The sequence below is a fragment of the Vreelandella jeotgali Hwa genome (genome assembly GCF_000334215.1).
Classification (GTDB): domain Bacteria; phylum Pseudomonadota; class Gammaproteobacteria; order Pseudomonadales; family Halomonadaceae; genus Vreelandella; species Vreelandella jeotgali.
This window is the reverse complement of the sequence record NZ_AMQY01000014.1, coordinates 62401-87263: the sequence shown is the minus strand read 5'-3', so window position 1 is coordinate 87263 and position 24863 is coordinate 62401. Positions and strand designations below refer to the sequence as shown.

General features: G+C 63.0%; 24 protein-coding genes. 10 read left to right on the top strand and 14 right to left on the bottom strand.

Going from position 1 to position 24863, the window contains the following annotated elements; all coding sequences use genetic code 11:
• Positions 1 to 15 precede the first annotated feature (15 nt).
• Positions 16 to 1881: a phosphogluconate dehydratase gene (gene edd / locus C793_RS0106420; protein WP_017430117.1), complete on the top strand. Its 1866-nt coding sequence runs from the start codon at positions 16 to 18 to the stop codon at positions 1879 to 1881.
• Positions 1882 to 1998: 117 nt separating this feature from the next.
• On the opposite strand, the gene C793_RS0106415 is transcribed toward edd, so the two are convergent.
• The 10 genes from C793_RS0106415 to C793_RS0106370 all read right to left on the bottom strand — a co-directional run bounded on the left by C793_RS0106415 (position 1999) and on the right by C793_RS0106370 (position 11040).
• Positions 1999 to 2658, bottom strand: coding sequence for a bifunctional 4-hydroxy-2-oxoglutarate aldolase/2-dehydro-3-deoxy-phosphogluconate aldolase (locus tag C793_RS0106415; protein WP_017430116.1), 660 nt, complete (start codon positions 2656 to 2658; stop codon positions 1999 to 2001).
• Positions 2659 to 2732: 74 nt separating this feature from the next.
• On the bottom strand, positions 2733 to 3398 hold the full coding sequence (gene pgl, locus C793_RS0106410; protein WP_017430115.1) for a 6-phosphogluconolactonase: 666 nt from the start codon (positions 3396 to 3398) through the stop codon (positions 2733 to 2735).
• On the bottom strand, positions 3391 to 4899 hold the full coding sequence (zwf, locus tag C793_RS0106405) for a glucose-6-phosphate dehydrogenase (protein ID WP_017430114.1): 1509 nt from the start codon (positions 4897 to 4899) through the stop codon (positions 3391 to 3393). Before zwf ends, pgl begins: the two co-directional genes overlap by 8 nt.
• Before the next feature lie 61 nt (positions 4900 to 4960).
• A complete protein-coding gene (locus C793_RS0106400) occupies positions 4961 to 5761 on the bottom strand; it encodes a DUF2797 domain-containing protein (protein WP_017430113.1) in 801 nt (266 codons plus the stop codon).
• A gap of 34 nt (positions 5762 to 5795) precedes the next feature.
• Positions 5796 to 6083, bottom strand: coding sequence for a YeaC family protein (locus tag C793_RS0106395; RefSeq protein WP_026106149.1), 288 nt, complete (start codon positions 6081 to 6083; stop codon positions 5796 to 5798).
• 219 nt (positions 6084 to 6302) lie between these two features.
• Complete coding sequence (locus tag C793_RS0106390) at positions 6303 to 7169, bottom strand: rhomboid family intramembrane serine protease (RefSeq protein WP_017430111.1); 867 nt, start codon at positions 7167 to 7169, stop codon at positions 6303 to 6305.
• Positions 7170 to 7493: 324 nt separating this feature from the next.
• A complete protein-coding gene (locus C793_RS0106385; RefSeq protein ID WP_017430110.1) occupies positions 7494 to 8495 on the bottom strand; it encodes a metallophosphoesterase in 1002 nt (333 codons plus the stop codon).
• A gap of 2 nt (positions 8496 to 8497) precedes the next feature.
• On the bottom strand, positions 8498 to 9427 hold the full coding sequence (locus tag C793_RS0106380; protein ID WP_017430109.1) for an NAD(+) kinase: 930 nt from the start codon (positions 9425 to 9427) through the stop codon (positions 8498 to 8500).
• Positions 9428 to 9522: 95 nt separating this feature from the next.
• Positions 9523 to 10392: a carboxylate/amino acid/amine transporter gene (locus tag C793_RS0106375; protein ID WP_017430108.1), complete on the bottom strand. Its 870-nt coding sequence runs from the start codon at positions 10390 to 10392 to the stop codon at positions 9523 to 9525.
• 66 nt (positions 10393 to 10458) lie between these two features.
• On the bottom strand, positions 10459 to 11040 hold the full coding sequence (locus tag C793_RS0106370) for a YqaE/Pmp3 family membrane protein (protein WP_017430107.1): 582 nt from the start codon (positions 11038 to 11040) through the stop codon (positions 10459 to 10461).
• A 267-nt stretch (positions 11041 to 11307) separates the two neighbouring features.
• Between C793_RS0106370 and C793_RS0106365 the strand changes: the two genes are divergently transcribed.
• From C793_RS0106365 to C793_RS0106340, 6 genes are all read left to right on the top strand, one after another.
• The gene (locus tag C793_RS0106365) at positions 11308 to 11715 is read left to right on the top strand and encodes a CBS domain-containing protein (RefSeq protein WP_017430106.1); all 408 of its coding nucleotides are present in this window, start codon (positions 11308 to 11310) and stop codon (positions 11713 to 11715) included.
• Between the two features lie 335 nt (positions 11716 to 12050).
• A complete protein-coding gene (locus C793_RS0106360; RefSeq protein ID WP_017430105.1) occupies positions 12051 to 12416 on the top strand; it encodes a hypothetical protein in 366 nt (121 codons plus the stop codon).
• A gap of 229 nt (positions 12417 to 12645) precedes the next feature.
• Complete coding sequence (locus C793_RS0106355) at positions 12646 to 13470, top strand: AraC family transcriptional regulator (RefSeq protein ID WP_017430104.1); 825 nt, start codon at positions 12646 to 12648, stop codon at positions 13468 to 13470.
• A 143-nt stretch (positions 13471 to 13613) separates the two neighbouring features.
• Positions 13614 to 16805 carry a bifunctional proline dehydrogenase/L-glutamate gamma-semialdehyde dehydrogenase PutA gene (gene putA, locus C793_RS0106350; RefSeq protein WP_017430103.1) on the top strand — a complete coding sequence of 1064 codons (3192 nt, stop codon included), beginning with the start codon at positions 13614 to 13616 and terminating at the stop codon, positions 16803 to 16805.
• A 38-nt stretch (positions 16806 to 16843) separates the two neighbouring features.
• Positions 16844 to 18334, top strand: coding sequence for a sodium/proline symporter PutP (putP, locus tag C793_RS0106345; RefSeq protein ID WP_017430102.1), 1491 nt, complete (start codon positions 16844 to 16846; stop codon positions 18332 to 18334).
• 256 nt (positions 18335 to 18590) lie between these two features.
• Positions 18591 to 19217, top strand: coding sequence for an OmpW/AlkL family protein (locus tag C793_RS0106340; RefSeq protein WP_017430101.1), 627 nt, complete (start codon positions 18591 to 18593; stop codon positions 19215 to 19217).
• Positions 19218 to 19345: 128 nt separating this feature from the next.
• On the opposite strand, the gene C793_RS0106335 is transcribed toward C793_RS0106340, so the two are convergent.
• Positions 19346 to 19678: a YqcC family protein gene (locus tag C793_RS0106335; RefSeq protein ID WP_017430100.1), complete on the bottom strand. Its 333-nt coding sequence runs from the start codon at positions 19676 to 19678 to the stop codon at positions 19346 to 19348.
• 467 nt (positions 19679 to 20145) lie between these two features.
• On the opposite strand from C793_RS0106335, the gene C793_RS0106330 reads away from it, so the two are divergent.
• The 3 genes from C793_RS0106330 to C793_RS0106320 all read left to right on the top strand — a co-directional run bounded on the left by C793_RS0106330 (position 20146) and on the right by C793_RS0106320 (position 22203).
• Entirely contained in the window at positions 20146 to 21189 is a 1044-nt protein-coding gene (locus tag C793_RS0106330) for a DUF3549 family protein (protein WP_017430099.1), read from the top strand.
• Positions 21190 to 21214: 25 nt separating this feature from the next.
• The gene (locus tag C793_RS0106325; protein ID WP_017430098.1) at positions 21215 to 21655 is read left to right on the top strand and encodes an ATP-dependent zinc protease family protein; all 441 of its coding nucleotides are present in this window, start codon (positions 21215 to 21217) and stop codon (positions 21653 to 21655) included.
• 101 nt (positions 21656 to 21756) lie between these two features.
• Complete coding sequence (locus tag C793_RS0106320) at positions 21757 to 22203, top strand: hypothetical protein (protein WP_017430097.1); 447 nt, start codon at positions 21757 to 21759, stop codon at positions 22201 to 22203.
• Here C793_RS0106320 and C793_RS0106315 read toward each other — a convergent pair.
• Genes C793_RS0106315 through C793_RS0106305 form a run of 3 tightly spaced genes read right to left on the bottom strand, consistent with a single transcriptional unit; the run spans position 22200 to position 24817 of the window.
• Positions 22200 to 22928 carry a SanA/YdcF family protein gene (locus C793_RS0106315; protein ID WP_017430096.1) on the bottom strand — a complete coding sequence of 243 codons (729 nt, stop codon included), beginning with the start codon at positions 22926 to 22928 and terminating at the stop codon, positions 22200 to 22202. The two genes, C793_RS0106320 and C793_RS0106315, sit on opposite strands and share 4 nt — an antisense overlap.
• Positions 22929 to 22970: 42 nt before the next feature.
• Entirely contained in the window at positions 22971 to 23540 is a 570-nt protein-coding gene (gene sufT / locus C793_RS0106310) for a putative Fe-S cluster assembly protein SufT (RefSeq protein WP_017430095.1), read from the bottom strand.
• A gap of 8 nt (positions 23541 to 23548) precedes the next feature.
• A complete protein-coding gene (locus tag C793_RS0106305; protein ID WP_017430094.1) occupies positions 23549 to 24817 on the bottom strand; it encodes a cysteine desulfurase in 1269 nt (422 codons plus the stop codon).
• Positions 24818 to 24863: the final 46 nt, after the last annotated feature.

Below are 24863 nucleotides of genomic sequence, written 5' to 3'. Positions count from 1 at the left end.
TTTCGCGAGGTATGTATGTCTCACCAGCAGCGACAGGTCCTGAATACCACGGTTGCCGAGGTAACCGCGCGAATTCGCGACCGCTCCCACGACCGTCGGGCGCTTTATGAAGCGCGCATGGCCGAACAGCATCGGCGCGGCGTGCATCGCGGCACGCTATCGTGCGGCAACGTGGCCCACGGCTTTGCCGCCTGCGGCCCTGCCGACAAAAACGCGCTGAAGCTGATGAACGCCGCCAACATCGGAATTATTTCGGCGTATAACGACATGCTTTCGGCGCACCAGCCGCTGGCGACGTTTCCCGAGACGATCAAGGCCGCCGCTCAAAAGATGGGCTCTACCGCGCAGTTTGCTGCCGGCGTGCCGGCGATGTGCGACGGCGTCACCCAGGGCCAGCCGGGGATGGAGCTATCGCTGTTCTCCCGGGATGTTATTGCCATGTCCGCCGCCGTGGGGCTTGCGCACAATATGTTCGACGCCGCGCTGTACCTGGGCGTATGCGACAAGATCGTGCCGGGGCTGTTTATCGCCGCCGCGCGCTTTGGCCACCTGCCGGCGATGTTTGTGCCCGCCGGCCCCATGGAAAGCGGCCTGCCCAACAAGGAAAAGGCACGCATTCGCCAGCTGTACGCCGAAGGCCGGGTGGGCCGCGACGCGCTGCTGGAAGCCGAATCGGCGTCCTACCACAGCCCCGGCACCTGTACCTTTTACGGCACCGCCAACGCCAACCAGCTGATGATGGAAATGATGGGCCTGCATCTGCCGGGCACCTCGTTTATCAATCCGGGCACGCCCCTGCGCGAAGCGCTGACCGCGTTTGCCGCCGAGCAGGCCATTCGCAACAGCGAGCCCGGCGGAGAGTATCGCCCCTTCTACCGCCAGATCGACGCGCGCGCCATCGTCAACGCCGCGGTGGGACTGCTAGCCTCTGGTGGCTCGACCAACCACACCCTGCACCTGGTGGCGATGGCCGCAGCGGCGGGCATCACGCTGACCTGGGATGACGTCACCGCGCTGTCGGCGGTGACGCCGAGTCTGATGCGCGTCTATCCCAACGGCGAGGCCGACGTGAATCACTTTCATGCCGCCGGCGGCATGGGCTATCTGTTCCGCGAGCTTCTTGGCGCGGGGCTGTTACACGGCGATATCCCCACCGTTTTCGGCACCGATTTAACCGCCTACACCCGGGAGCCGAAGCTCAAAAACGGCGAGCTGGTATGGGAGGAAGGTGCAACCCAAAGCGGCAATACTAGCGTGCTGCGCGGCGTCGCCGAGCCCTTTGCGCCCACCGGCGGGCTGACGGTGCTTGACGGCAACCTGGGGCGCGGGGTGATCAAAACCTCCGCCGTGGCGCCCAAGCACCGCGTGGTTCAAGCACCGGTACGCGTGTTTCACGAACAGGAAGAGTTAACGGCCGCCTTTAACGCCGGCGAGCTGGATCGAGACGTGATTGCGGTAGTGCGCTTTCAGGGGCCACAGGCCAACGGCATGCCCGAGCTGCACCAGCTGACGCCGATTCTTGGCGTACTCCAGGATCGCGGCTTCAAGGTGGCGCTGGTAACCGACGGGCGGATGTCCGGCGCTTCCGGCAAGGTGCCGGCGGCGATTCATATCACACCGGAAGCACTTGACGGCGGCCCGCTTGCCCGGCTGCAAAACGGCGACGTCGTGCGGCTCGACGCCAACGCCGGGACGCTTAACGTCAACGTCGACGCCGCAGAGCTTGCCGCCCGCCCCGCCGCCACGGCGGAAATGACCGGCCATCAGGTCGGCCTGGGCCGCGAACTATTCAGCGGCTTTCGCCGGCTGGCCGGCCCCGGCGAGCTGGGCGCCAGCGTGTTTGGCGGGTTTGAAGATGATGATATAAAAGCCGAGAGCTGAAGCCATAGAAGATGGGGTACTTTGAGGGGGTTCTACGCTATGAATGGCGTAGGTAGCGTCCAGGGAAGGATTTACAGCGCCCCCTCAAAGTATCCTCAGCTTCTTTATATGCTCTGATTAGTGATGAAACCGCTCGGCGGCCTCTTCGGCGAGCTCACGAATGCAGTTCCAGTCTTCGGCGTCGATCAGCGCCTGCGGCGTAAGCCAGCTGCCGCCCACGCACATGACGTTGTCCAGCGCCAGATAGTCCGCCGCGTTATCCACGCTGATGCCGCCGGTGGGGCAAAAACGCGCCTCGGCCAGCGGCGCGCCGAACGCCTTGAGCGCGGCCACGCCGCCGCTGACTTCCGCGGGGAAAAACTTGAAACGCCGGTAGCCGTACTGCCAGCCGGTCATAACCTCGGAAACGCTGGACACGCCCGGCAGCATGGGCACCGCGCTTTCGATGCCGTAGCGGTAAAGCGCCTCGGTCGTACCCGGCGTTACCACAAAATCGGCCCCCACCTGCTCGGCCTGACGGTACTGGGCCGGCGTCAATACCGTGCCCACGCCGATGCTGACACCCGGCAGCGCCTCGCGGATACGCGCCACGGCGTCCAGCGTGCAGTCGCTGCGCAGCGCGACCTCCAGCACGGACAGTCCGCCGTCCACCAGCGCGCGGGCCACGGGCACGGCGTCTTCCAGCCGATCGATCGTCATCACCGGTATCACCTCGGCCTTGAGGCAGATGCTGTCGAGCTCGGCGGTGCGGGTTGAAGGCAGCTGTTTATCGATCATGAACGTCTCCCGTGACAAATCGGCGGCGGTTGTCCTGCGTACCGCCATGAAGATGCGCCGAGGCGCGATACCCATCAGGGTGCCCAGTAGATACTCAGCGGGCAAGCCAGGAAGGTACGAACGGGCTTATCGCGAACGTCGTCGCCCAGCATGGCGTGAGCCAGCACGGCGCGTTTGTGCTCGCCGGTGATATGCAGAAAATGCCGCCGCGCGCGGTGCAGGTAGTCCGCCGACAGGGTCATGCGCAGCTCGCTCCGGCCGGGGCTGCGCACCGCCACCAGCGGCTCGGCGGTGGCCAGCGCCAGCTCAAGCTCGGGGCTGTCGGCAAACAACGAGGCGGTATGGCCGTCGGCGCCCATGCCCAGCACCACCGCACTCGCCGGCCAGGGCACCCCGCACATGCGCGCCGACGCCTCGGCGACGCCCTCTTCCGGCGTACCGGCGGATGTTTTCAGGCCGACGAAGCGGGCACCGGCGGCGCAGTTTTGCAGCAGCGTCTCGCGCACCAGGCGAGCATTACTCGCGGGGTCGCTTTCCTCCACCCAGCGCTCATCGGCGAGCGTTACGTCCACATGGGTCCAGTCCAGCGGAAGGGTAGAAAGCGCACGCAAAAACGCCGCCGGGGTGCTGCCGCCGGAGACCACCAGCAGCACCCGCGATTGATGCTGCAAATCTTCCACCAGCGCCGCCGCCACGGCTTCGGCCAGCTGCCGAGCCAGCTGATCTCTGGAACTATTCATCTCCGGACTCCTCGTACCAGCTGCGGCCGTCCCGAGTCATCAGGGCGGCGGAAGCCACCGGCCCCCAGGAGCCGGCCGGGTAACGCCCGGGCGGAGTGTCCAGGTTCTGCCAGTGGTCCAGCAGCTGTTCGCACCAGCGCCAGGCGTGCTCGACTTCGTCGCGGCGCACAAACAGCGACTGGCGGCCTTTCATGACTTCCAGAAGCAGGCGCTCGTAGGCATCGGGAATTCGGGCTTCGGGAAAGGCGCTGTTGAAGTCCAGGTGCAGCGGCCCGGTACGCAGGCGCATGCCCTTCTCCAGGCCGCTGTCCTTGGTCAGCACCTGTAACGCGATGCCCTCGTCGGGCTGCAGCCGAATAATCAGCTTGTTGGACGCCAGGCAGCGCTGATCGGGGTCAAAAATATAGTGCGGCTGCCGGCGAAAGTGAATCACAATCCGGGAAAGCTTTTGCGGCAGGCGTTTGCCGGTGCGCAGATAAAACGGCACCCCGGCCCAGCGCCAGTTGGCGACCTCGGTTTTCAGCGCCACAAAGGTTTCGGTGTGGCTGTCGGAATCAGCGCCGGCTTCTTCCCGATACCCGGGCACCGGCCGGCCGTTGCACGTCCCCGCCCGATATTGGCCCCGTACGACATTGCGCGCCAGCGCCTCCGGCGTTAGCGGCCCGAGCGTCTTCAATACCTTGACCTTTTCATCGCGTATGGCGTCGGCGTCTAGGCTTGAAGGCGGGTCCATGGCCACCAGGCAGAGCAGCTGCAACAGATGGTTCTGCACCATATCGCGCAGCTGGCCGGCGCGATCAAAATAGCTCCAACGGCCGGCGATCCCCACCTCCTCGGCCACGGTAATTTCCACATGGGAAATATGGCTCTGATTCCACTGGTTGCCGAACAGCGGATTGGCAAAGCGCAGCGCCATCAGGTTCTGCACCGTTTCCTTGCCCAGATAATGGTCGATACGATAGATACGCGACTCGGGAAATACTGCCCCCAAGGCGTCGTTGACCGCGCGCGACGAGGCCAGGTCGTGCCCCACGGGCTTTTCCACCACGATGCGGTCGCGCTCACCCAGACTGTCGCTTTGCGCCAGGCCGGCGCAGATAGCGCCGTAAAGCCGCGCGCCCACGGCGGGATACACCACCAGCGGCCGCTCGCCCTGCTCCGCACGGCGCCACTCGGCCACGGCGGCATAGTCGGCGGATCGGGTAAAATCGATAACGCGATAGGCAAGGCGATCAAGAAAGCGGTTGCAGCTCTCGGCGTCGCGCTCGTCTTCCTTGAGCCCCGCTTCGAGAAAGCCGGCCACCCTTTCGCGCAAGACGGTAGTATCACCGTCGTGGTGCGACAGCGCGAGTATGCGGGTAGCGGGGTCCAGCAGCCCCTGGCGGTCCAGCTGGTAAAGCGCCGGCCAGAGCTTGCCACGGGCCAGGTCTCCCAGAGCGCCAAACAGCGCCAGGTCCACCGCATGGCCGGCGTCGCTGTAAGTGTCGCGGGTCAAGGTCATGGGCCTTCCTTTTGCCGACCGAAAAAACGTCGTAACGTCCCGAGCAACGTTTTAAGCTCGGCTACACCAGCGTAGCCGTGACCTGGTAGCCGGTAAATTTGCGCACATTGATCACGCCGGTATCCAGCATCAAATACTGCCCCTTTATGCCCTGAAGCACGCCGGTTATTCGCGGTTCCTTTTCCGGGTTGAGCGAAGCCACCTTGTGGGGGAAGGCTTTGACCGGATAGGTAAAGTCGGACGCCTCGGCGTCCAGCCGGCGGATGGCATCGGCGCCGTGGGTATCGCGCAGCGCCTCAAGCCCCGGTGCCAGCTGTTCCAGCAGCCGATCGCGCTCAGCGTAAAGGTTGAGCTCGTCAACGTCGCCCTTGAGCATGGCTCGCCAGTTGGTGCGATCGGAGACGATATCCTTGAACAGCACTTCTACCAGCCCGGCCTGCTGACGCGTGGCAACTTCGAGTATCGGCAGGCCCTGAATCGCTCCCTGGTCCAGCCAGCGGGTAGGCAGCTGAGTCTTGCGGGTAATGCCCACCTTGAGCCCGGACGCGTTCGCCAGGTACACCACGTGGGGCGTAAAGCAGTGGGTTTCGCCCCACTCGGGCTCGCGACAGGTGCCCTGATAATAGTGGCAAAGCTCGGGCTTGACGATGCACATATCGCAGCGAGCCAGGCGCTTGAAACACGGGTAGCAGTGCCCCTGGCCGTAGCTTTTGCGGGTAGCGCGACCGCAATGCACGCAATGAATCACCCCCTGCCAGGCAAGGCAAACAGGCGTGCCGATGCGGGCATTGAGGCCGACGTTCTGCCTGCCGACGCGCAAATGATAATCCACCTGCCCCCGAGCATCGACGGAGGCAGCCATTTTGCTCAACCCTCCGGTCAACCCCACCGTTTTGCTAGTGTTCACTCGTGGCGTCCCTGCCCAGCCCGGCCATTTCCGGAGAGACACCGCTGCCGTCGCTGCCGGCGCCGCAGGTACGCTGGTGTAAATAGCCGACGCGTTCCTCGTCGGGCACGTTGTTTTCCGCCTCGTAACGCATCATGGCTTCAAGACACAGCTTCTTCTGATCGGCGGTCAGGCGTCGGCCGTCCGGCCACTTGCCCAGCGCCACGCCCTGCTTGAGGCTTGCGTATATGGTTGGCGTCATTTGGCTGATCATTCTGTCGAAGGTCATGTCACTCATGGTATTTTGCCCCTATTCATGTAGCGTCTTTGTACGCGATCTACCTATACGATGCACGACACTTTATTCACAACGCTCTATTCACGACACTCCCTTCACGACATCCCTTTTACAACTCCCAACTCACAATATTCTATTCACGACGTCCAATTCGCAACACCCTGTTTACAGCCCCCCCCCTATTCACGGTATTCAGGGTGTTTGCCTGTCCATGGCTTTCTACCTGCGATTATCGCCCGCGCGCAGGCGCCGCGATGAGGCCAACCAGCCGGTAGCCAGCCCGACGACCAAACCGCCCAGGTGGGCTTCGTTGGCCACGTTACCAAAGCCGACGTGCTCGGCCAGGGCGGTCATGGTGAACACCATCCACCCCAGCATGAACACCACCAGCATGGTGGGAACGAAAAAACCGCTTTGCGGCATCCGCCGCGACATGATCCAGACATGCCCCAGCAGCGCATAGACCACGCCCGACATGCCGCCGAACAGTACCGTGCCGGTAGCGTACTGAGCCATATTGGCGCCGATGCCGGCAGCCAGCAGCAATGCCAGCATCCAGCGGCTACCCTGCAACAGCTCCACCTGGCGCCCGAAATACCAGACCCACATGAGATTGAAGATCAGGTGCATCCAGCCAAAATGCAGAAATGCCGGCGACAGCAGGCGCCACAGCTGGCCGCCGGCAAGCGTATCGCTCAGTGAACCGGGCACCAGCTGATCCCCGGCTATGCCCACCGGCACAATGGTTAGCTGTACCACCAGCCAATCGCCCAACAGCCCGATCAGGGCAAACACCAGGGCGCTGACGGCCAGAATGGTGGCGGTCACCGGCACGCGCTTCACAAGCGGCACGGCATCGGTCAGCCGTTGGCGCGGGGCAGACGGACGGGAGGGGCTATCCATCACCTCGCCACGCTTCCAGCGATTGACCACGTCTTCCAGCGCGGCATGCTGAGCCGGGTTGGCCAGCCAGAGCAGCTGGCCCTCGGCTTCCCGGGTAATGCGGTGGCCGATACGCTGCTGCCACAGGGCCTGACGCAGCGCACGGGTATCGGTCTCCTGGGGTAAAAGCATGACAGGTTGCATGGCAGTCTCTTTCTATTGGCCGCGCGGTGTATCCAGGGCGTGGGTATCGGAAGTTCGCTCAGAAAGCTCGCTCAGGAAAAGCGCTGTGTATGGACGACGTTACTCCCGGCCGGTTGAGATCACACAGGGTCGGCAGACGATGTTGGTGGGCAAGGACCTGCCCCGGGGAAAACCTGACGTCCAGACGAAAAAAACCGGCGGTGGTAGCCGCCGGATAAAGCAAGGGATCATTCAAGGGAACACCTACTCTGATAACCGACGGGGAGCAAAGTTCAATAGCGGTTTCAAAAAAATGTAAAGCTGTGTAAAAAGCGCCGCAGGCACTCATGCTTCGCCCCGCATCAGGCTCTCTTCGAGTGGGACACGGACCCAGACAAAGCGATCGGCGCTCAGGGTCTGTTCGCCGCTCCAGCGGTAGGCGACCAGGCGTCCGTATTTCACCGCGCTGTAATCCAGGCAGGCAATATTGTGCACCGGCAGCGAGGGGATGCCCTCACACCAATAGTGGCCGATAAACAGCGGGCACTGATCGCTGCCATAGTAACTCAGGCGACGGCGCTCGCCGGGTTCCAGCCGTCGCGATTCCAGCTCGCCCGGCAGGTTGTCCGGCTGAAATACCACATCGCCCCATACCACGGGTTCCCGGCTCCAGAAATGCGCTCGAAAGCTTTGGCGGGTAAAGCCATCGCCGGAATGAATGTCGATGCCTTCCGGCAGCGGAATATTGGCGCCCCGGGTCAGACGGTCAAGAATGCTGAACGCTTCGGTGGACGCGTCGGTGGATTCCTCCAGAAAGGCGTTGTCCATGCAGGCATCCGGGCGGCGCTGCAGCAGGCGGTCGATCAACTCATGGTCCCAGCAGGCGTGAACCACGCGAATGCCGTCGATATCCAGACAGAGCGGCAGGGTCTTGAACCAGGCCAGGGTATCTTCCCACTCGTTGGTGTAGTCGTAGTATTGATCCAGGGTGTCGCGAATCAGCCGGTTGTTGCGCGGCGTGTGTTCGCGCAGCCAGCGCTTGCCGCTGCCCACCGGAGCCGGGGTGGAATAGGTCAACGCGTTGTATTCATGGTTGCCCATGACGATATGCGCTTCGCCCTCTTCCACCATGCGGCGGGCGACGTTGACCGCCAGCCGGATACGCGGGCCACGATCGATCAGATCCCCCAGAAAGATCACCTTGCGCCGGGGATGACGATACACGCCGCCTCGGCGCTCATAGCCGAGTTTTTCCAGCAGCGTCACCAGGGTGGCACCGCAGCCGTGAACGTCGCCAATCAGGTCGTAGCCTTCAAGCCGTGGGCGGCCCTTGAAGGTATCAGGCATGCCTAGTCTCCCAGCCGATGGCTCCAACCCAGCTTGCTGCGCAGGACCTCATAGAAATTGTGGCCATGAGGATGCACCAGCTGTAAGCGTTGGGGTTTACGCCGAATAACCAGGACGTCATCGGGCTTGGCGACGGCGCGCGTCTGACCATCGCAGCTGATATGCGGATAGGTCAGGTTGGTTTCACCGATGTGAATGCGGATTTCACTGGCGGCATCCAGCACGATCGGGCGGCTGGAAAGCGTATGCGGAAACATGGGCACCAGCGTGACCACGTCAAGACACGGATGCATGATAGGGCCGCCGCCGGATAGCGCGTACGCCGTGGAGCCGGTGGGAGTGGCGATAATCAGGCCGTCGCTGCGCTGGCTATAGACAAACTGGTCGTCGACAAACAGTTCGAACTCGATCATGCGCACCGCTTTGCCCGGGTGCACCACCACTTCGTTCAGCGCCTCGCCATGCCCTACCGCCACGCCGTTGCGGTAGAGCTCGGCATCCAGCAGGAAACGCTCCTCACGCTCGAAATGACCGGCCAGCACCTCGCCGACCCGAGTCTCCAGCTCGTCGGGGGAAATATCGGTGAGAAACCCCAGGCGACCACGATTGACGCCCAGCAGCAGCGTGCCGGTTTCACACAGCGTGCGCGCCGCGCCCAGCAGGCTGCCATCGCCGCCGACGACAATCACCAGGTCGCACAGCTCGCCCAGCGCGCGCCGGCTGGTTTCCGCCAGGCCGTGCCCGGGCATCACCGTGGCGGTGCGATCCTCGATCACCACGCGATAGTCGCGCTCGCCAAGGTAGCGGATGAGACGCCAGAGGGAATCAATCACCTTGTGACTGCCCAGCCGGCCGATCAGGCCGATGGTGGCAAACGGCTGCGCGCCGGGGTCGGCGGACGGCGTGCCGGTAGCAGTAGCGGTATCAGTCATGGAAGCAACTCGTTGACATCGGCCTGCATTATGTCGACCCGGAGGGCCGCGGGCAAACCGGGCCCGTGCCTGACGCTGACAGCCGCGCCGAGCCGTCAGGCCACGGCGGCCTTGCGCGAACGGTGCAGCCGCTGATTGAGCCACAGCGAAGCGGCGATAATCGCGCCGCCGAGCGCCAGACGCAGCGGATCGGCATCACGGTTCCAGAGCAGCAGGTTCACCAGCAGCCCGGCGGGCACCAGGGCATTGTTCATGATCGCCAACGTGCCCGCGTTGACCTTGACGGCCCCGCGATTCCAGAGAAAGTAGCCACCCCCCGAGGCGACAATGCCCAGCCAGGCCAGCACCAGCCATTGCACCCCCGTGCGGGGCAGCGCCGAGGCATCGCCCAGTAGCCAGAAAGCCGGCAGCGCCACGGCCAGGGCGCCCAGGAAAAACCAGCCAAAAACGTTGTGCCAGGGCAGCGTAGCCGGCAGGGTCACCGCCAGCCGCCGATAGCCCACCTGGCCCAGGGCAAAGCACAGGTTGGCGCCCTGCACCACGGCAAAGCCCAGCCAGAAACCCGCGTCCACGCCGTCGTAACGAATAACCCCGGCCCCCATCACAGCCAGCGCCGCGGTCAAGAGGTACAGCGGCGTAAAGCGGCCAAACAGCAGGTCGTCGAGCAGGGCAATGTAGACCGGCGTCAACACGGTAAACAGCAGCACTTCGGGCACGGATAGCAGCAAAAACGACGTATAGAAAAACAGATACATTACGCCAAGCTGTAGCGCCCCGATAACCATGAGCGCAAGGCGCTTTTTGCCCTGCAGCCAGCGTGGCCGCAGCCACGGCAGGAAAACCAGGGCACCCAGCGTTACCCGCATGAGGACGGCAAAATAGCTGTCCACCTGACCGGCCAGATAGACGCCGATCAGTGAAAAGGAAAAGGCCCACAGAGCCGTCACCCCGACAAGATAGCCCAAGGTAAACCTCTTTTTATTAAAAAGTTTACCGAAGTATACCGGCCCGACGGAGCGAACCCAATAGGATCAGCGGCTGCGTAGCCAGATAAAGGCGTGGATCACCCCCGGGACCCAGAGCAGCAGAGTGAGCACCAGGCTGACCGCAACACGTTGGCTGCCGCCCCCGCTGAGCCCCACCGCAAGCGGCGGGCAGAACACCGCCAGGGCGGCGTGAGCGAAGCGCAGCACGGCCGGCTCCTCGATCACCGACACAGCGGCAGTGGCCGGCCCGGAGTTGGGGTTATTGCCCGGCGATGCTTCGTGGGCGGACGATGTATCGCGGGCCGGCGGCGTAAAGTGCTCTACCGCCGCGCTCGCCGGCCTGGCGTCAGCGCCGCCCTGCCCGGCGTCACGATCGTCGGCGGCCGGCGCCTGCTCCTGCTCGCGGTGGGTCTGTCGGTCGATCTTCTGCTCGATGGACGCCGAGTCATCGGCCAGCAGTTCGTGATAGCGCTCCCAGTCTTCCCAATCGTGTGGTGTCCCGGTAGTGGGCCGGTGCTGCCCGGCTTCGCGGGCGCGCTCCCAGGCCTTTTCTTCCAGGGTATTGGGCCGATCCGGGTCACGCCCCGAGGCAATGCCCTGGCGGCTCATGTATTCGCGTGCATCCATGAATGCCCTCCTGAGGATTCCAGTCGTTCCACGGGTAAAAACCGCGGAAATGAGCTATTTTATCATCAAGGTACGTTGAAGCTCGGCTATTCGCTACAGGCATCCAGCGCACCGGCGTTCAACCGGGCCGGAGGGTAACGGCAACTGACCGGGAGGATGCGAGTCGCTGAATAAGTTGAATAAGGGTTTTGACGATGACTTACCATGTGAAAGTGGTTACCTGAAAGCCAAAGTGGCTTCCTGAAAGCAGCAGGCAAGGAGGGTTCCATGAGCCAGACACAGCCGGATGTTATTCGCGATATCATGTCCCGGGATTGCTATCGGGTTTCGCCCGACACCTCGATCACCACCCTGGCCCGAGGGCTGACCCGGCATCGCCTGCCCGGCGCGCCGGTGGTCGATACCAACGACCGCCTGGTCGGCTTTATCTCCGAACAGGACGTTATCGGCCAGATACTGGACAGCGTTTACCACGACGGTGAGGCACCGCTGGTGGAAGAGCTGATGCGCAGCGACGTTCTCTGCGTGACGCCCGGGCAGTCAATCATCGACCTGGCCCAGCAGATGCTCGGGGCCAAGCCCAAGAACTACCCGGTGGTCGAGCAGGAACAGCTGGTGGGCATTGTCACCCGGCGGGATATTCTCACCGCGCTGCTGGAAACACGGCGCCGGTAAGCGCTGAACCGGTTCTTTCACGCTCGGCTTTTCGCTCCCCGGCTATCCCCGCAGTATCCGACCGGCCCGAAGCAGGGTCGGCCGGACAAAAAAACGCTGCCAGAAGGCAGCGTAAGCAAGGGATCGAAAACAGTAGCCAGTACAGCGAAGCGGGACATGATTGGGCACCGCTACTGCCATGCAGCCTGTACCGGATAGGACAGCGTGATGGAAAAAAGTTCACCGGCCGGACAAATTTTCTCCAACGGCAGATCCACGTATAATGTGCCCTGTGCAGCACGAGCCCTGTTTGACTCGTTTGCTACCAACCGTCATACATCATCCGGAGTCGCTTCATGGCGCTTTTTCTGCTGGTATTCGGCGTTTGTCTGCTGGTGACCGGCACCACGGTCGCCATTCTGCTCTCCACCGGCACCCCGCGTTACCGCACCGAGTCGCACCATCTGCTGGATGTGTTCGACAAGGCACTCGACAGCCAAATCAGCGAAACCGAGTGGAACGCCCTCATCGGCTACCCGATTCGCCACGATGAATACCTGGAAAGCGTACGCCGCCGGGCATCACGCCTGATGGAGGAAAACGGCCGCCGCTGGCAGCTTGCCCAGGGCAAGCCGCTGTTGAATACGCACGGTCAGTCGGAACTGCGGGCACTGCGCGACCACCTTTCCGCCCGCATGGCGCTGCGTCATTCCCATTCCTGACGCGTTATTGTTGGCGACCGGTTTCCGACGTTCTGCTTTCCCTGAATTCATGGAATAACTGCAACACCACCAAAACGCCGTATTGGCCGACAACAACAGAACCCGACAGAGGCCCCGGCCGAGCCGTCGTCAGCCAACAACCGCCGCCAGGCTATAACAGGCCCGGCAAACCGCCCGGCTATCGGGGCGTTGGCGTAATCGGTCTCCCGTACCGTGGAGGGCACACACCATGCACAGCACAATTCGCAAGCTGCCGCTGGATACCAATACCCGGCACCACGCTCACGATTTTCACCAGATCGTGATTACGCTGTGCGGCACCGCACGCTTTGAAATCGAAGGTCTCGGCGGGCACCTCGATGCCTACGCCGGCTGCATCGTGCCGGCCAACCATGAACACTACTATTCGGGCAATTCCGATAACCACCAGCTCATCATGGATCTGCCGCCCGAGGCGCCGGCGCTGTGCGGCGACCACCACGAACTCGCCGCCCTCTTCGATGCCCCGCGTTTTTTCAGCCTGGACAACGCCTTGCAGCACTACATGGCATTTCTGCAAAGCGAGGTCGGCGTTTCGGCGCTGGCGGGGGGCGATACCCTGCGCCACGACCGGCTTGCCGTCGCTTTTCTTGGCGCCCTGATGTCGCGGCTCGGGCCGGGGACGTTACAGCTGTCGGGGCGCCTGCAGCTGGCGCCGATCCAGCGCTATATCGACAGCCATCTGGCCGAGCCGCTGTGCGTGGCGGATCTCGCGAGCCTGGCCTGTTTGAGCGAGGCGCATTTCTCTACCCGCTTCCGCCGTCAGACCGGCCTTTCGCCCTGGCAGTACGTCCGTCGCCGGCGCCTGGACACGGCCCACCGGATGATACGGCAAAGTGCTCTACCGCTAACCGACATTGCTCTGCAAACCGGCTTTTCCAGTCAGAGCACGCTATCCCACGCCTTCCGCCGCTTTTTTGGCGTATCGCCGCGCACGCTGCGCTACCGAGCCCATACGCCGGCCTCCCATGACGGAATCGCTGGCAAGACACTTCAAACTCCACTAAAGTTTTAGGAAAGTCCGTGCATTCGGGGCTTACCAAGAAATGAACACGTTTTTCCCTGAAACGAACATACAAAAAGTGTCCCTGCGCCCTACATTCGAGGCAGCATAACGCTTAATCCCTGACTGGTTCCGTCTTTTTTCTGGGGGCTTCAATGCTCAACGCCAAGACACTACGCGATCCCGCCACCTGGCAAACCGATCTCGACACGCTGATGGAGCGCCTCAGCGATCACTATATTGTTGATGAAGAGCGTTTTGTTCACGAGCTCATCAAGCTGCTGGACGTCGATCGCGATGAATACGCCCGTATTGAAGCCGATACCGCCTCGCTGGTGCGCGACGTTCGCGAAATGGATACCGCTGTCGACACCATCGACGAACTGCTGCAGCAATACAGCCTGGACACCCACGAAGGGCTGATGCTGATGTGCCTGGCCGAAGCCATGCTGCGGATTCCCGACAAGGCCACGGCCGATGCGCTGATCGAGGACAAGCTGGGCCCCGCCGACTGGAATGCGCACGTGGGCCAGAGCGAATCCTGGATGGTCAACGCCTCAACCTGGGGGCTGCTGATGACCGGGCGCGTCCTCAAGATGGACCACCCCGAAGAAGGCCGGCCCGCGAGTTTTATCAACCGCATGGTCAATCGCATGGGCGAGCCGGTGATTCGCCACGCCATGGTGGAAGCCATGAAGATCATGGGCCGCCAGTTCGTGCTGGGCCGGGATATTGACGAGGCCCTCAAGCGCTCGAAGCCGCTGTTCGACAAGGGCTACACCTATTCCTACGACATGCTGGGCGAGGCGGCGCGCACCCGCGACGATGCACGGCGCTACTTCGACGACTACCAAAGAGCTATCGAACAGGTCGGCAAGGCACGCGGCAAACTGCATGCTTCGACGCCGGCACCGTCAATTTCGATCAAACTGTCGGCGCTACACCCGCGCTACGAGTTCGGCCGCCGTGAGCAGATTCTTGATGAGCTTGTGGAATCGGTGACGGCGCTGGTCAAAATCGCGCGCGAGCTTGACGTGGAGTTGACCATCGATGCCGAGGAAGTCGATCGCCTTGAGCTTTCGCTGGAAGTCTTCCGCGCCGTCTATGAAAGCGATGCCGTCAGGGGCTGGGGCCACTTCGGCCTGGTCGTTCAGGCGTATGCCAAGCGCGCGCTGCCGACACTGCACTACATCAACCGCCTGGCCGACCACCAGGGCGACGAGATTCCCCTGCGACTGGTCAAGGGCGCGTACTGGGACACCGAAATCAAGGCGTCGCAGCAGCTGGGTGTGGAAGGCTACCCGGTCTTCACGCGCAAGGCCTGCACCGACGTCGCCTTCCTCGCCTGCGTGCAGTTCCTGCTTTCCGGAGCCACCAATGGGCGTATCTTCCCGCAGTTTGCCACGCACAACGCCCACACGGTGATGGCGATTGTCGCCCAGGCCAATCAGTCCGGCCGCGCGTTTGAATTCCAGCGGCTGCACGGCATGGGCGAAGCACTCTACGACGCGGCACTGAAACGTGCGCCCGAGGGTACCTACTGCCGCATTTATGCGCCGGTCGGCGCCCACAAGGACCTGCTCCCCTACCTGGTGCGCCGGCTGCTGGAAAACGGCGCCAATTCCTCCTTCGTCCACCAGATCGTGGATCCCGATGTGCCGGTGGAATCGCTGTGCGAGCATCCCGTGGAGACGCTGGAAGCTCACGATACCCTGGCCAATCCGCGCATTGTGCTGCCCCAGCACCTTTATGGTCCGCGTCGACCCAACGCCCGAGGCGTCAATCTCAACATCCACAGCCACTTTTATCCGCTGATGGAGCGGATGGCCGGCTTCATGGAGACCACCTATACGGCCAAACCCCTGCTGGCTTTCGGCATCGACGACGACCCCGCCCAGACTCACGACGTGACCTGCCCCTTCGACCGGCGCCAGCGCCTGGGCAGCATCCAGTGGGTCACCCGCGACCAGACGGCCCAGGCGCTGGACGCCGCCTGGGCCGCCTTCCCCGGCTGGGATGCGACCCCGGTCGCCGAGCGCGCGGCGGTACTGCGCCGCTTCGCCGACCTGCTGGAATCGCACATGCCCGAGCTGATGACGCTATGCTCCCGGGAAGGCGGCAAGCTGCTGACCGACGGCGTGGACGAGATCAAGGAAGCCGTGGATTTCTGCCGCTACTACGCCATGCGCGCCGAAGACACCTTCGACGAGGCCATCGAACTGCCCGGCCCCACCGGCGAATCCAACACGCTGCAAATGGGCGGCAAGGGCGTTTTCGCCGCCATCAGCCCGTGGAATTTCCCGGTGGCGATTTTCTGCGGCCAGATGGTCGCCGCCGCGGTCGCGGGCAATACGGTGCTGGCCAAGCCCGCCGAGCAAACTTCGCTGATTGCCCACCGCGTGATGGAACTGCTGTATGCCGCCGGCATGCCGCGCAACGTCGTCCAGTTACTGCCCGGCGACGGCGCCAGCGTGGGCAGCGTGCTGACCGCCGACCCGCGCATTACCGGCGTTGCGTTTACCGGCGGCACCGATACCGCACAAACCATCAACCGCGCGCTGGCCGCTCGTGATAACGCCCCGCTGCCTACGCTGATTGCGGAAACCGGCGGCCTCAACGCCATGATCGTGGACTCCACCGCGCTGCCCGAACAGGTGGTGGTCGATGTTATTCATTCGGCGTTTCAGAGCGCGGGCCAGCGCTGTTCGGCGCTGCGCGTGCTGTATCTGCAGGACGACGTCGCCGACCGTATTCTCGAAATACTCGGCGGCGCCATGCAGGAATTGCACGTCGGCGACCCACGCGACCTGGGCACCGACGTGGGGCCGGTTATCGACGAAGACGCTCGAGAGCACCTTCAGGCGCATATCGACGCGCTGACCCGCGACGGCCGCCTGATCGCACAGACGCCGCTGGACCCCGAAACCACGCAGCATGGCACCTTTATCGCCCCGGCGGCGTTTGCCGTTGACGGCATCGATGCGCTGGACAGCGAAAAGTTCGGCCCCCTACTGCATGTCGTACGCTACAAGGCCGATGAGCTGGACAAGGTCATCGACAATATCAACGCCCGCGGCTATGGATTGACCTTTGGCGTCCACAGCCGCAACGCCTCTTTCGCCGAGGAAATTGCCCGCAGAATCCGCGCCGGTAACGTCTACATCAACCGCGATATTATCGGTGCTGTTGTCGGGGTACAGCCGTTTGGTGGCCAGGGGCTTTCGGGCACCGGGCCCAAGGCCGGCGGCCCCAACTACCTGCCGCGCTTTGCTTCGGAGAAAACCGTGACCAACAATACGGCAGCCCTGGGTGGCAACGCCTCTCTGTTGGCCATGGGCAACAGCTAGAATAAATTGACAACAAGCACAAAACTGGAGAGATCTTCATGGCTATTGGTGTCTGGATAAGCCTTATTGCTTATTTTGCCCTCATGCTCGGCATTGGTTTCTATGCCATGCGCGCTTCGACGTCGACGTCCGAGGGCTACATACTCGGTGGCCGCTCACTGAGCGCGCCGGTGGCAGCCCTGTCCGCCGGCGCGTCAGACATGAGCGGCTGGCTTCTGATGGGCCTGCCGGGGGCGATGTTTGTCTCCGGCTTCGGTTCCGCCTGGATCGGCATCGGCCTCTTTGTGGGGGCATTCGCCAACTGGATTCTGGTGGCGCCACGCCTTCGCGAACAGACGGTTCACTACGGTAATGCCATTACCATTCCGCAGTTTCTGTCCCATCGCTTTCCCACCCGGGCCATACCGCTCAGAACCGTATCGGCCATTGTGATCGTGATTTTTTTCGCGGTTTATACCGCCTCGGGGCTGGTTGCCGGCGGCAAGCTGTTTGAAAGTGCCTTTTCGGGCACTATCGACATCGGCGGCATGAGCGACTATTCGGCCGGTATCGTGATTACGCTGGGTATCGTACTGGCGTATTCGGTTGTGGGCGGCTTTCTGGCCGTGAGCATGACGGACTTTGTACAGGGCTGCATCATGATGCTGGCGCTGGTTATCATGCCTCTGGTGGTGCTCTTTGGCGAAGGCGGCGGGGGCTTCTCCCAGGCCTCGGAAATCCTCAACGAGACCGACCCCGCGCTGCTGTCCTGGACGGAAGGCCTGACGCTACTCGGCTGGCTATCGGCCGTTACCTGGGGGCTGGGGTACTTTGGCCAGCCGCACATCATCGTGCGCTTCATGGCCATACGCAACCTGAAGGATGTGCCGGCGGCCCGCAATATCGGCATGAGCTGGATGTTCATCTCGCTGGTCGGTGCCGGCTCCATGGCCATGCTGGGCCGTGCCTACGCCATCCGTAACGGCATGGACGTCGAGGACCCGGAAACCATCTTTATCATCCTCGCCGAGCTGCTGTTCCATCCGCTGATTACCGGCTTCCTCTACGCGGCTCTGCTGGCCGCTATCATGAGCACGATCTCCAGCCAGCTGCTGGTGGCTTCGTCCTCGCTGACCGAGGATTTCTATCGCCTCTTCCTGCGCAAGGAGGCCTCGGAGAAGGAAGCGGTCACCATCGGTCGTCTCAGTGTCGTGGTTGTAGGCCTGGTGGCGGCTACTATCGCCGCCAACCCCGATTCCCAGGTGCTGGGTCTGGTGAGTAACGCCTGGGCCGGCTTTGGCGCGGCCTTCGGCCCGCTGATCATTCTGTCGCTGATGTGGCCGCGCACCAACGGCGCCGGTGCCATCGCCGGCATGGTCGTGGGCGCCCTCACCGTTATCATCTGGATCTCGCTGGGGTGGAACGCGCAATTCATGGGAGGCCCCGGTATTTACGAAATCATGCCCGGCTTTGCCGCCTCGTTCATTGCCATTATGCTGGTCAGCAGCATGACCGCCGATGCGGGCGAGTACCAACATATCGAGCGCTAACCAACGCGCATGACACACCGCATCTAAAGGCTCCTTCGGGAGCCTTTTTTTATATCCCCACAGGCGTTTTTTTATGCCTTTGAGGGTAGAAGACCGATACCACTTGCGCTGGATCAATAATCGGCCCTGCCACGACTTTTATACTGTTGCCAATGATGAACGGCAAGCCGCCGCTTGCCGACAGCATACCGGCCATAACGCCGACCCTGTGGCAACCCAACCTGTTGAAAACGCAGAAGCTCTGGAGACATCAACCATGCGCAAGATCGCCCTTCCCACCCTACTCGCTGCCGGCATCGCTGCTGCCGCCGTCACGACCAGCACCCAGGCGTTTGCCTACGGTGCCGGGGACTTTTTCACCCGCGTAGGCGTTGCCAAGGTCGACCCCAAAAGCGACAACGGGGATATTCTGGGCGGAACAGACGTCAACGTCGACGATGAGTCGGGCTTTGCCTTTACCTTGGGCTATCGCTTCCACGATAAGCTCGGCGTCGAGCTGCTGGCCGCACTTCCGTTTGAGCACGACCTTCAGGTTGAAGGCGTAACCGGGGGCTCCACCAAGCACCTGCCGCCCACGCTGACCATGCAGTACTACCCGCTGGGCGGTACCGACGCTAGCGTTCAGCCTTACATCGGCGCCGGCCTCAACTACACGCGTTTCTCCGACGAAGAAACCGACATCGGCGCCTCGCTTGAACTGGACGATTCCTGGGGGGCTGCCGGCCAGCTGGGCGTTGACGTGCTGATCAATGACAACTGGGCCATCAACGCCGCCGCCTGGTACATCGATATCGATACCGATGCCAAGGTCGGCGGTGCTGACGCCGGCACGGTGGAAATCGACCCGGTCGTCGTCATGGGCGGTATCAGCTACCGCTTCTAGGCAGCTTTTTCAGGCCGGCGGGGGTCTTGCGGGGCCCCCCGCCCGAGCCATGAATGAACCTGCTGCCAACGCTTTTCTACACGCTCTCTCCTCAGCGTATTGTGCTGCCCACAACGTGGGCAGCTTTTTTAATGCCCGGAGATCAGCGAATCGATATGTTCAACGCGCTGCACGACCAGCAGCTGATCGCTGGCCCTGGCCCCTTCCTGCTGCAAAAAGGCCGACACCGCCGGTGCGACCTCGCACTTCTCCGGTAGCGCCCCGCCTTCCTCGATCGTCGACGACAGCCGCGCGATAAAAACGTAGCGCAGCCATTGCGGTAGCGACATGGTATCCACACAAAACGGCTGGGCGCTGGCAAACGCGGCCGGCGCCGGCGTCTCGACGCGCCAGAGTCCTGCCGCTTTCAGCGTGGCCTCGAGATCTTCCACCGCCTGTTGCAGTTCCTGATATATGCTCATGGGATCACCGTAACGCCTGAAAAGGCGCATTATCCTGCGCCGAGCCGGTCTTGCCAAGCACCGGACCAACAGCCGGCGTTGGGGCGCCATACAGCCAAACGGCTCGATACATCCAAACGGCTTCACACAGCCAAACGACTCCATATACCCAAACGACTCGCAGCGCGGTAAATATCCGGCCGGACGCTGCTGCCCGATTCACGGAAGCTATCCCCGATTCACAGAAAGTGTCCCCCGATTCACAGAAAACCTGCAAGACACTGTGGATAAACTCTGGATGGATGGCGCAAAGCGGGGTGATAGGGGCCGGCGGAAAAGTTGTTTATTTTTTAACCAGCTGGTCGAGCGGGCGTTCCCCTGGCTTCCTGCACCAGCGGGCCATCGTTACGCCCCCGAATTTTCCCGGCAACGGCTGACACCCGCCGGGCAGCAAGGTAAAGTACAGCCTCGCAATGCGGAAGGATGCCATGCAGCCGATTCAGACTCTTGACGACTTTTTTACCCGCAGCGGCGCTGACGTCGCCTTCTACCACATGGGCCGGCGTGTCACCCCCTGCGCCCGCGAGACGCTGGCGGCGTTCGAGCAAGGCAGTATGTCCTGGCCCGAACCCTGGCAGGGGCACGCGCGCCTGGCCGCGGTATTTCGCCTGGGCGACATGCCCGAGCCCGCCATCTGGTTTCTGAGCCTGCCGCTGGATGAGCAGGGCTACCTCTCCCCCAGCGAACGCGACGCCTTTATCCAGCGCCTGCTGGAAACCCTGGGGCAGAATGCCGGCCAGTCCCCGGACACCGACTCGAACGCCGTGGACAACCTGATGCAGGACAACCCGCTGGCGTTTACCCCGGACACGACCTTTCAGGCCGTACTCAACGCCCGCGCCAACCTGGCGACCGAACACCGCCCCAGCCAGTATCTGGCCGGCGTGGAAGCCTACATCGACGGTCGCCATGACGACTGGGAATCGCTGGGGCTTCAGGGCCTGGCCGATTACGCCATGCGCCTGGACGACGCCGGGCAGCAACGCCTGGCGCAGGCGCTGGAAAAGCTGCCCGCTGACGTGCTGCGCCCGCTTTGCTACTGCCTGGAACACCGGCCCTTGCAGCCGGCCCTGGTCGGCGCTCTCTGCCAGCGCGGCGAAGCGGCCGCCGGCGAGGGCGACGTGGAAACCTTCTGCGCCTGCATTCGCGCCGTTGGCAGCAGCGAGGATGAACGCGCCGGCGCCTGGTATGCCACCCTGCTGGCGGATGATGCCGCCTGCGGGCCGGATACCCTGGCCGCCATGGCCGGGCGCGGCTGGCCGCTGCTGGAAGACGGCGAGCGCCTGCCACGCTTTCTGTCGCGCCTGGCCGAGGACCCGCGCACCGGCTTCGGCGCGGTCATACGCGATCTGGCGCTGATTCCGCGCCTGCGGCTGCCGGTGATCACGCTGCTGCGCGATGCGCCCGACGGCTCACGCCTGCAACAGCGCCTCACCCAGCTGACGGGGCAGGCAGAGGAGCAGGCAAAATGAAGGTGTCGGTAAAGGAGACAGCCACGTGAAAGAGCTACCCTACCAGGCCAGAGCCGTGATCGGACGCCGGGAAATGGTGACGCTGCCCGAGCTCGACCTCTACCTGTGTTGCAAGGCCGATACGGGAGCGCGCACCTCGGTGCTGCACGCCGAAGACATCGAAAGGATCGACAGCGACGACCAGCCGCCTCAAGTGCGTTTTGTCACCCGTAGCGGCGGCGAGGAAAACGCGGCCCATCGCCTGACGCTGCCGCTGCACGACCGGCGCCGGGTCACCAGCACCAAAGGCCGCAGCGAATACCGCTACGTGATTCGCACCCTGCTGCAGCTGGGCGAGCTATCGTTTCCGGTGGAGCTCACGCTCACCGACCGGCGCCGGATGCGCCATCCCATGCTGCTGGGGCGCCGGGCCATGCGCCGCCTGCTGGTTGCGCCGGGGGCGTCGTTTCTGCACGGCGAGCCCTAGCGCTGCGCCCGCCGGGAGAGCGGGGAAAAATAATCCGGGGAGGGGTGGCCAAAGTCTGCCGCCAACGCCACAATCCGCGTCACCGAAGGAGGTAGACGCTCATGTTTCTCGATAATCGCCAGGTGGCGATGGACAGCGTACTCGAAGCGCTGGCTGACAGTATCGACTACTTTCAGGACAACATCGAACGCCTGCGCCCGTCGCTGCGCGATTGCCTGAAGCCGCTGTACGAAGAGCGTCTGGCACAGATGCGCAAACTGCAACGGCTGGCACGCAAACATCTCCGGATGCTGCCCCGCGACGCCGACGTGGAACGCGATGATTTCCTGTGGCTGTGGAGCCGGCTGAAAAGCTTTGTCGGCAACGATAGCCAGGTGCTGATCAACGAGTTGCTGGAGCAGGAACGAGTGCTGATGCAGGCGCTTTCGACCCTTTTCACCCACCCGCTACCCGACTCGGTGGAACCCGTGGTGGAAGACTGCATGAAAGACTGCCGTCGGCTTATTCGGGAGCTTTACGGCATGCAAAAACGTAAGGTGCGTCGCTAACGTCCGCTGCCGACGGCCAGTGCAGCATCGATCGCCGATTGCCGGAGCCGCTCCGGCAGGGTATCGAGTGTCATTACCGGTTCGGCAGGACCGAGAAAGTGCGGCTCGCGCCCCCAGAGGTACAGATCCCCCAGCGCTGCTACCCGCGCCAGGCTTTCTCTCAGTCTCAGGCGCCACTCTCCGTCTACCGCGCCCGCGCCGGCCACGCAGCCGCTGACCTGCATACCCAGCGCCCGGGCGATATACACCGCCCGGGGCAGATGCCAGCGCTGGGTAATCAGCAGCGCCTGATTGACCTGGAACACATCCCGGGCACGCGCCAGCGTATCGAAGGTGCTGAAACCGGCAAAGTCCATGGTCAGACGCTCGGAAGCGACGCCGCGCGCGCTGAGATCACGCCACATTTCACGCGGCTCGTTATACGCCCGGGTGCGGTTGTCACCCGACAACAGCAGATGATCGACCTGCCCGTCCTGCACCAGCTGTGCGGCGGTTTGCATCCGGGCATTGAAGTGCGGATTGCGGACGCCGGTGCGGGTCCAGCTCGACGTCCCGAAGACCACGCCAATACGCTGCGGCCGGCAATGTGACATCCCCGCCTCGATATACGGGGCGCTGCGCGCGAGCACCCAGAGGTTGCCGGCCACCCACACCAGAACGGCCAGCAGCAGGCAAGCGCCCAGCAACATCAGCAGCTGCCTGATCCCGCCCAGCAGCCGCTGCATTATCTGTCGTATCCTCTGCGGCACCCGTCAGCGGTGCCGGGGTTAAAACATGCCCAGTTCAAGTTTGGCCTCGTCGCTCATCATTTCCCGGCTCCAGGGCGGGCTGAACACGATCTCGGTATGCACCTTGTGAATCTGCGGCGCGCCCAGAATCTTGTTGCGCGCATCGGCAGCGATCACATCGCCCATGCCGCAACCCGGCGCGGTCAGCGTCATGCGGATGGTAACCATGCGCTCGCCGGTAATCAGGCGCTCGATACGGCAGCCGTAAACCAGCCCCAGCTCGACGATATCGACCGGGATTTCCGGATCAAAGCAGGTGCGCAGCTGATCCCAGACAAACTGCTCGATGGCCTCGTCGTCAGCGTCCTCGGCAAGCGTGGGCCGCGGCAACGCCTCCAGACCCAGCGCATCCAGATTGCTGCCCTCGATCAGGTACATCCGCCCTTCGAAGCCAACGCTGACCGAGCTGCCCTTGGCCTGCATCACGCTGACGACGCTGTCTTCCTCAAGGCTGACGGTATTGCCGAAAGGTATTACGATGGCGTCAACATCGCGCTGCAGCGGCAACGTCTGCCCCTTGTTCAGCCCGGCAATCTGATCGTTATCCATAGCGTTCCTTAACGTAGCATGCCGATAACGCGGTCAAGCGCGGCAATCAGTGTATCCACTTCTTCCAGGGTATTATACGCCGCAAAGGACGCCCGGCAGGTCGCTTCCACGCCAAAATGGTGCAGCAGCGGCTGAGCGCAATGATGGCCGGTGCGAATCGCCACCCCCAGCTGGTCAATCAGCAGGCCGATATCCTGGGCATGGGCACCGTCGACCACAAACGACAGCACACCGGCCTTGCCCGGTGCCGTGCCCAGAATCCGCATGCCATCGATCTCTTCAAGGCCCGAGGTAGCATGCGCGAGAAGCGTTTGCTCCCACTGGCCAATGGCCGCCAGGCCCACGCTCTGCACCCATTCCAGCGCGCGCCCCAGCGCGATCACCTCGGCAATGGCCGGCGTGCCGGCCTCGAACTTGTGCGGCACCTCGGCAAAGGTCGAGCCGGCAAACGAGACGGTGGCGATCATTTCACCGCCGCCCTGCCACGGAGGCATGGCTTCCAGCAGTTCGCGCTTGCCGTAAAGCACGCCCACGCCCGTGGGGCCGTAAACCTTGTGCCCGGAAAACGCGTAGAAGTCGGCATCCAGCGCCTGAACGTCCACCGGCTGGTGGGGAACGGCCTGAGCGCCGTCCACCAGAATCAGCGCCCCGGCCCGATGCGCCGCCGCCGCCATGTCGGCCACGGGATTGACAGTGCCAAACGCGTTGGAAACATGATTGACCGCCACCAGCCGGGTACGCTCGTTGAGCAGTGTGCGGTAGGCGGCCATATCCAGCGCGCCGTTATCGTCGACCGGGATCACCCTGAGCGTAAAGCCGATTTCCCGGGCCAGCAGCTGCCAGGGCACGATGTTGGAATGGTGCTCCAGCATCGACACCAGCACTTCGTCGCCGGGAGCCAGATTGGCGCGCCCCCAGCTGTTGGCCACCAGGTTGATGGCCTCGGTGGTGCCCCGGGTAAAAACCACCTGGCGGGCATCCGGGGCGTTCAAAAAACCGCGTACGCTTTCCCGGGTGCCTTCAAAGGCAGCGGTAGCCTCATCGGCCAGGGTATGCAGACCGCGGTGAATGTTGGCGTTGTAACGACTGTAATAGTCGTTGAACACGTCGATCACTGGCTGCGGGGTCTGGCTGGTGGCCGCGTTATCCAGATATACCAGCGCCTTGCCGTGCACCTGGCGTTCCAGTACGGGGAAGTCGCCACGCAGCCGCGTCAGGTCAAACGGTGGCTTGCTTGACGCCGCAGCTGACAACGGCTCGGCAGCGGTATGAGACATGAAGCACTCCTTTATGACATTCAGCCGGTGCGCCGGCGTGCCGAGC

Coding starts and splice junctions, on each gene's coding strand:
- edd (WP_017430117.1), top strand. CDS start 16: ATGTCTCACCAGCAGCGACAGGTCCTGAATACCACGGTTGCCGAGGTA.
- C793_RS0106415 (WP_017430116.1), bottom strand. CDS start 2,658: ATGATCGATAAACAGCTGCCTTCAACCCGCACCGCCGAGCTCGACAGC.
- pgl (WP_017430115.1), bottom strand. CDS start 3,398: ATGAATAGTTCCAGAGATCAGCTGGCTCGGCAGCTGGCCGAAGCCGTG.
- zwf (WP_017430114.1), bottom strand. CDS start 4,899: ATGACCTTGACCCGCGACACTTACAGCGACGCCGGCCATGCGGTGGAC.
- C793_RS0106400 (WP_017430113.1), bottom strand. CDS start 5,761: ATGGCTGCCTCCGTCGATGCTCGGGGGCAGGTGGATTATCATTTGCGC.
- C793_RS0106395 (WP_026106149.1), bottom strand. CDS start 6,083: ATGAGTGACATGACCTTCGACAGAATGATCAGCCAAATGACGCCAACC.
- C793_RS0106390 (WP_017430111.1), bottom strand. CDS start 7,169: ATGCAACCTGTCATGCTTTTACCCCAGGAGACCGATACCCGTGCGCTG.
- C793_RS0106385 (WP_017430110.1), bottom strand. CDS start 8,495: ATGCCTGATACCTTCAAGGGCCGCCCACGGCTTGAAGGCTACGACCTG.
- C793_RS0106380 (WP_017430109.1), bottom strand. CDS start 9,427: ATGACTGATACCGCTACTGCTACCGGCACGCCGTCCGCCGACCCCGGC.
- C793_RS0106370 (WP_017430107.1), bottom strand. CDS start 11,040: ATGGATGCACGCGAATACATGAGCCGCCAGGGCATTGCCTCGGGGCGT.
- C793_RS0106365 (WP_017430106.1), top strand. CDS start 11,308: ATGAGCCAGACACAGCCGGATGTTATTCGCGATATCATGTCCCGGGAT.
- C793_RS0106360 (WP_017430105.1), top strand. CDS start 12,051: ATGGCGCTTTTTCTGCTGGTATTCGGCGTTTGTCTGCTGGTGACCGGC.
- C793_RS0106355 (WP_017430104.1), top strand. CDS start 12,646: ATGCACAGCACAATTCGCAAGCTGCCGCTGGATACCAATACCCGGCAC.
- putA (WP_017430103.1), top strand. CDS start 13,614: ATGCTCAACGCCAAGACACTACGCGATCCCGCCACCTGGCAAACCGAT.
- putP (WP_017430102.1), top strand. CDS start 16,844: ATGGCTATTGGTGTCTGGATAAGCCTTATTGCTTATTTTGCCCTCATG.
- C793_RS0106340 (WP_017430101.1), top strand. CDS start 18,591: ATGCGCAAGATCGCCCTTCCCACCCTACTCGCTGCCGGCATCGCTGCT.
- C793_RS0106335 (WP_017430100.1), bottom strand. CDS start 19,678: ATGAGCATATATCAGGAACTGCAACAGGCGGTGGAAGATCTCGAGGCC.
- C793_RS0106330 (WP_017430099.1), top strand. CDS start 20,146: ATGCAGCCGATTCAGACTCTTGACGACTTTTTTACCCGCAGCGGCGCT.
- C793_RS0106320 (WP_017430097.1), top strand. CDS start 21,757: ATGTTTCTCGATAATCGCCAGGTGGCGATGGACAGCGTACTCGAAGCG.
- C793_RS0106315 (WP_017430096.1), bottom strand. CDS start 22,928: ATGCAGCGGCTGCTGGGCGGGATCAGGCAGCTGCTGATGTTGCTGGGC.
- sufT (WP_017430095.1), bottom strand. CDS start 23,540: ATGGATAACGATCAGATTGCCGGGCTGAACAAGGGGCAGACGTTGCCG.
- C793_RS0106305 (WP_017430094.1), bottom strand. CDS start 24,817: ATGTCTCATACCGCTGCCGAGCCGTTGTCAGCTGCGGCGTCAAGCAAG.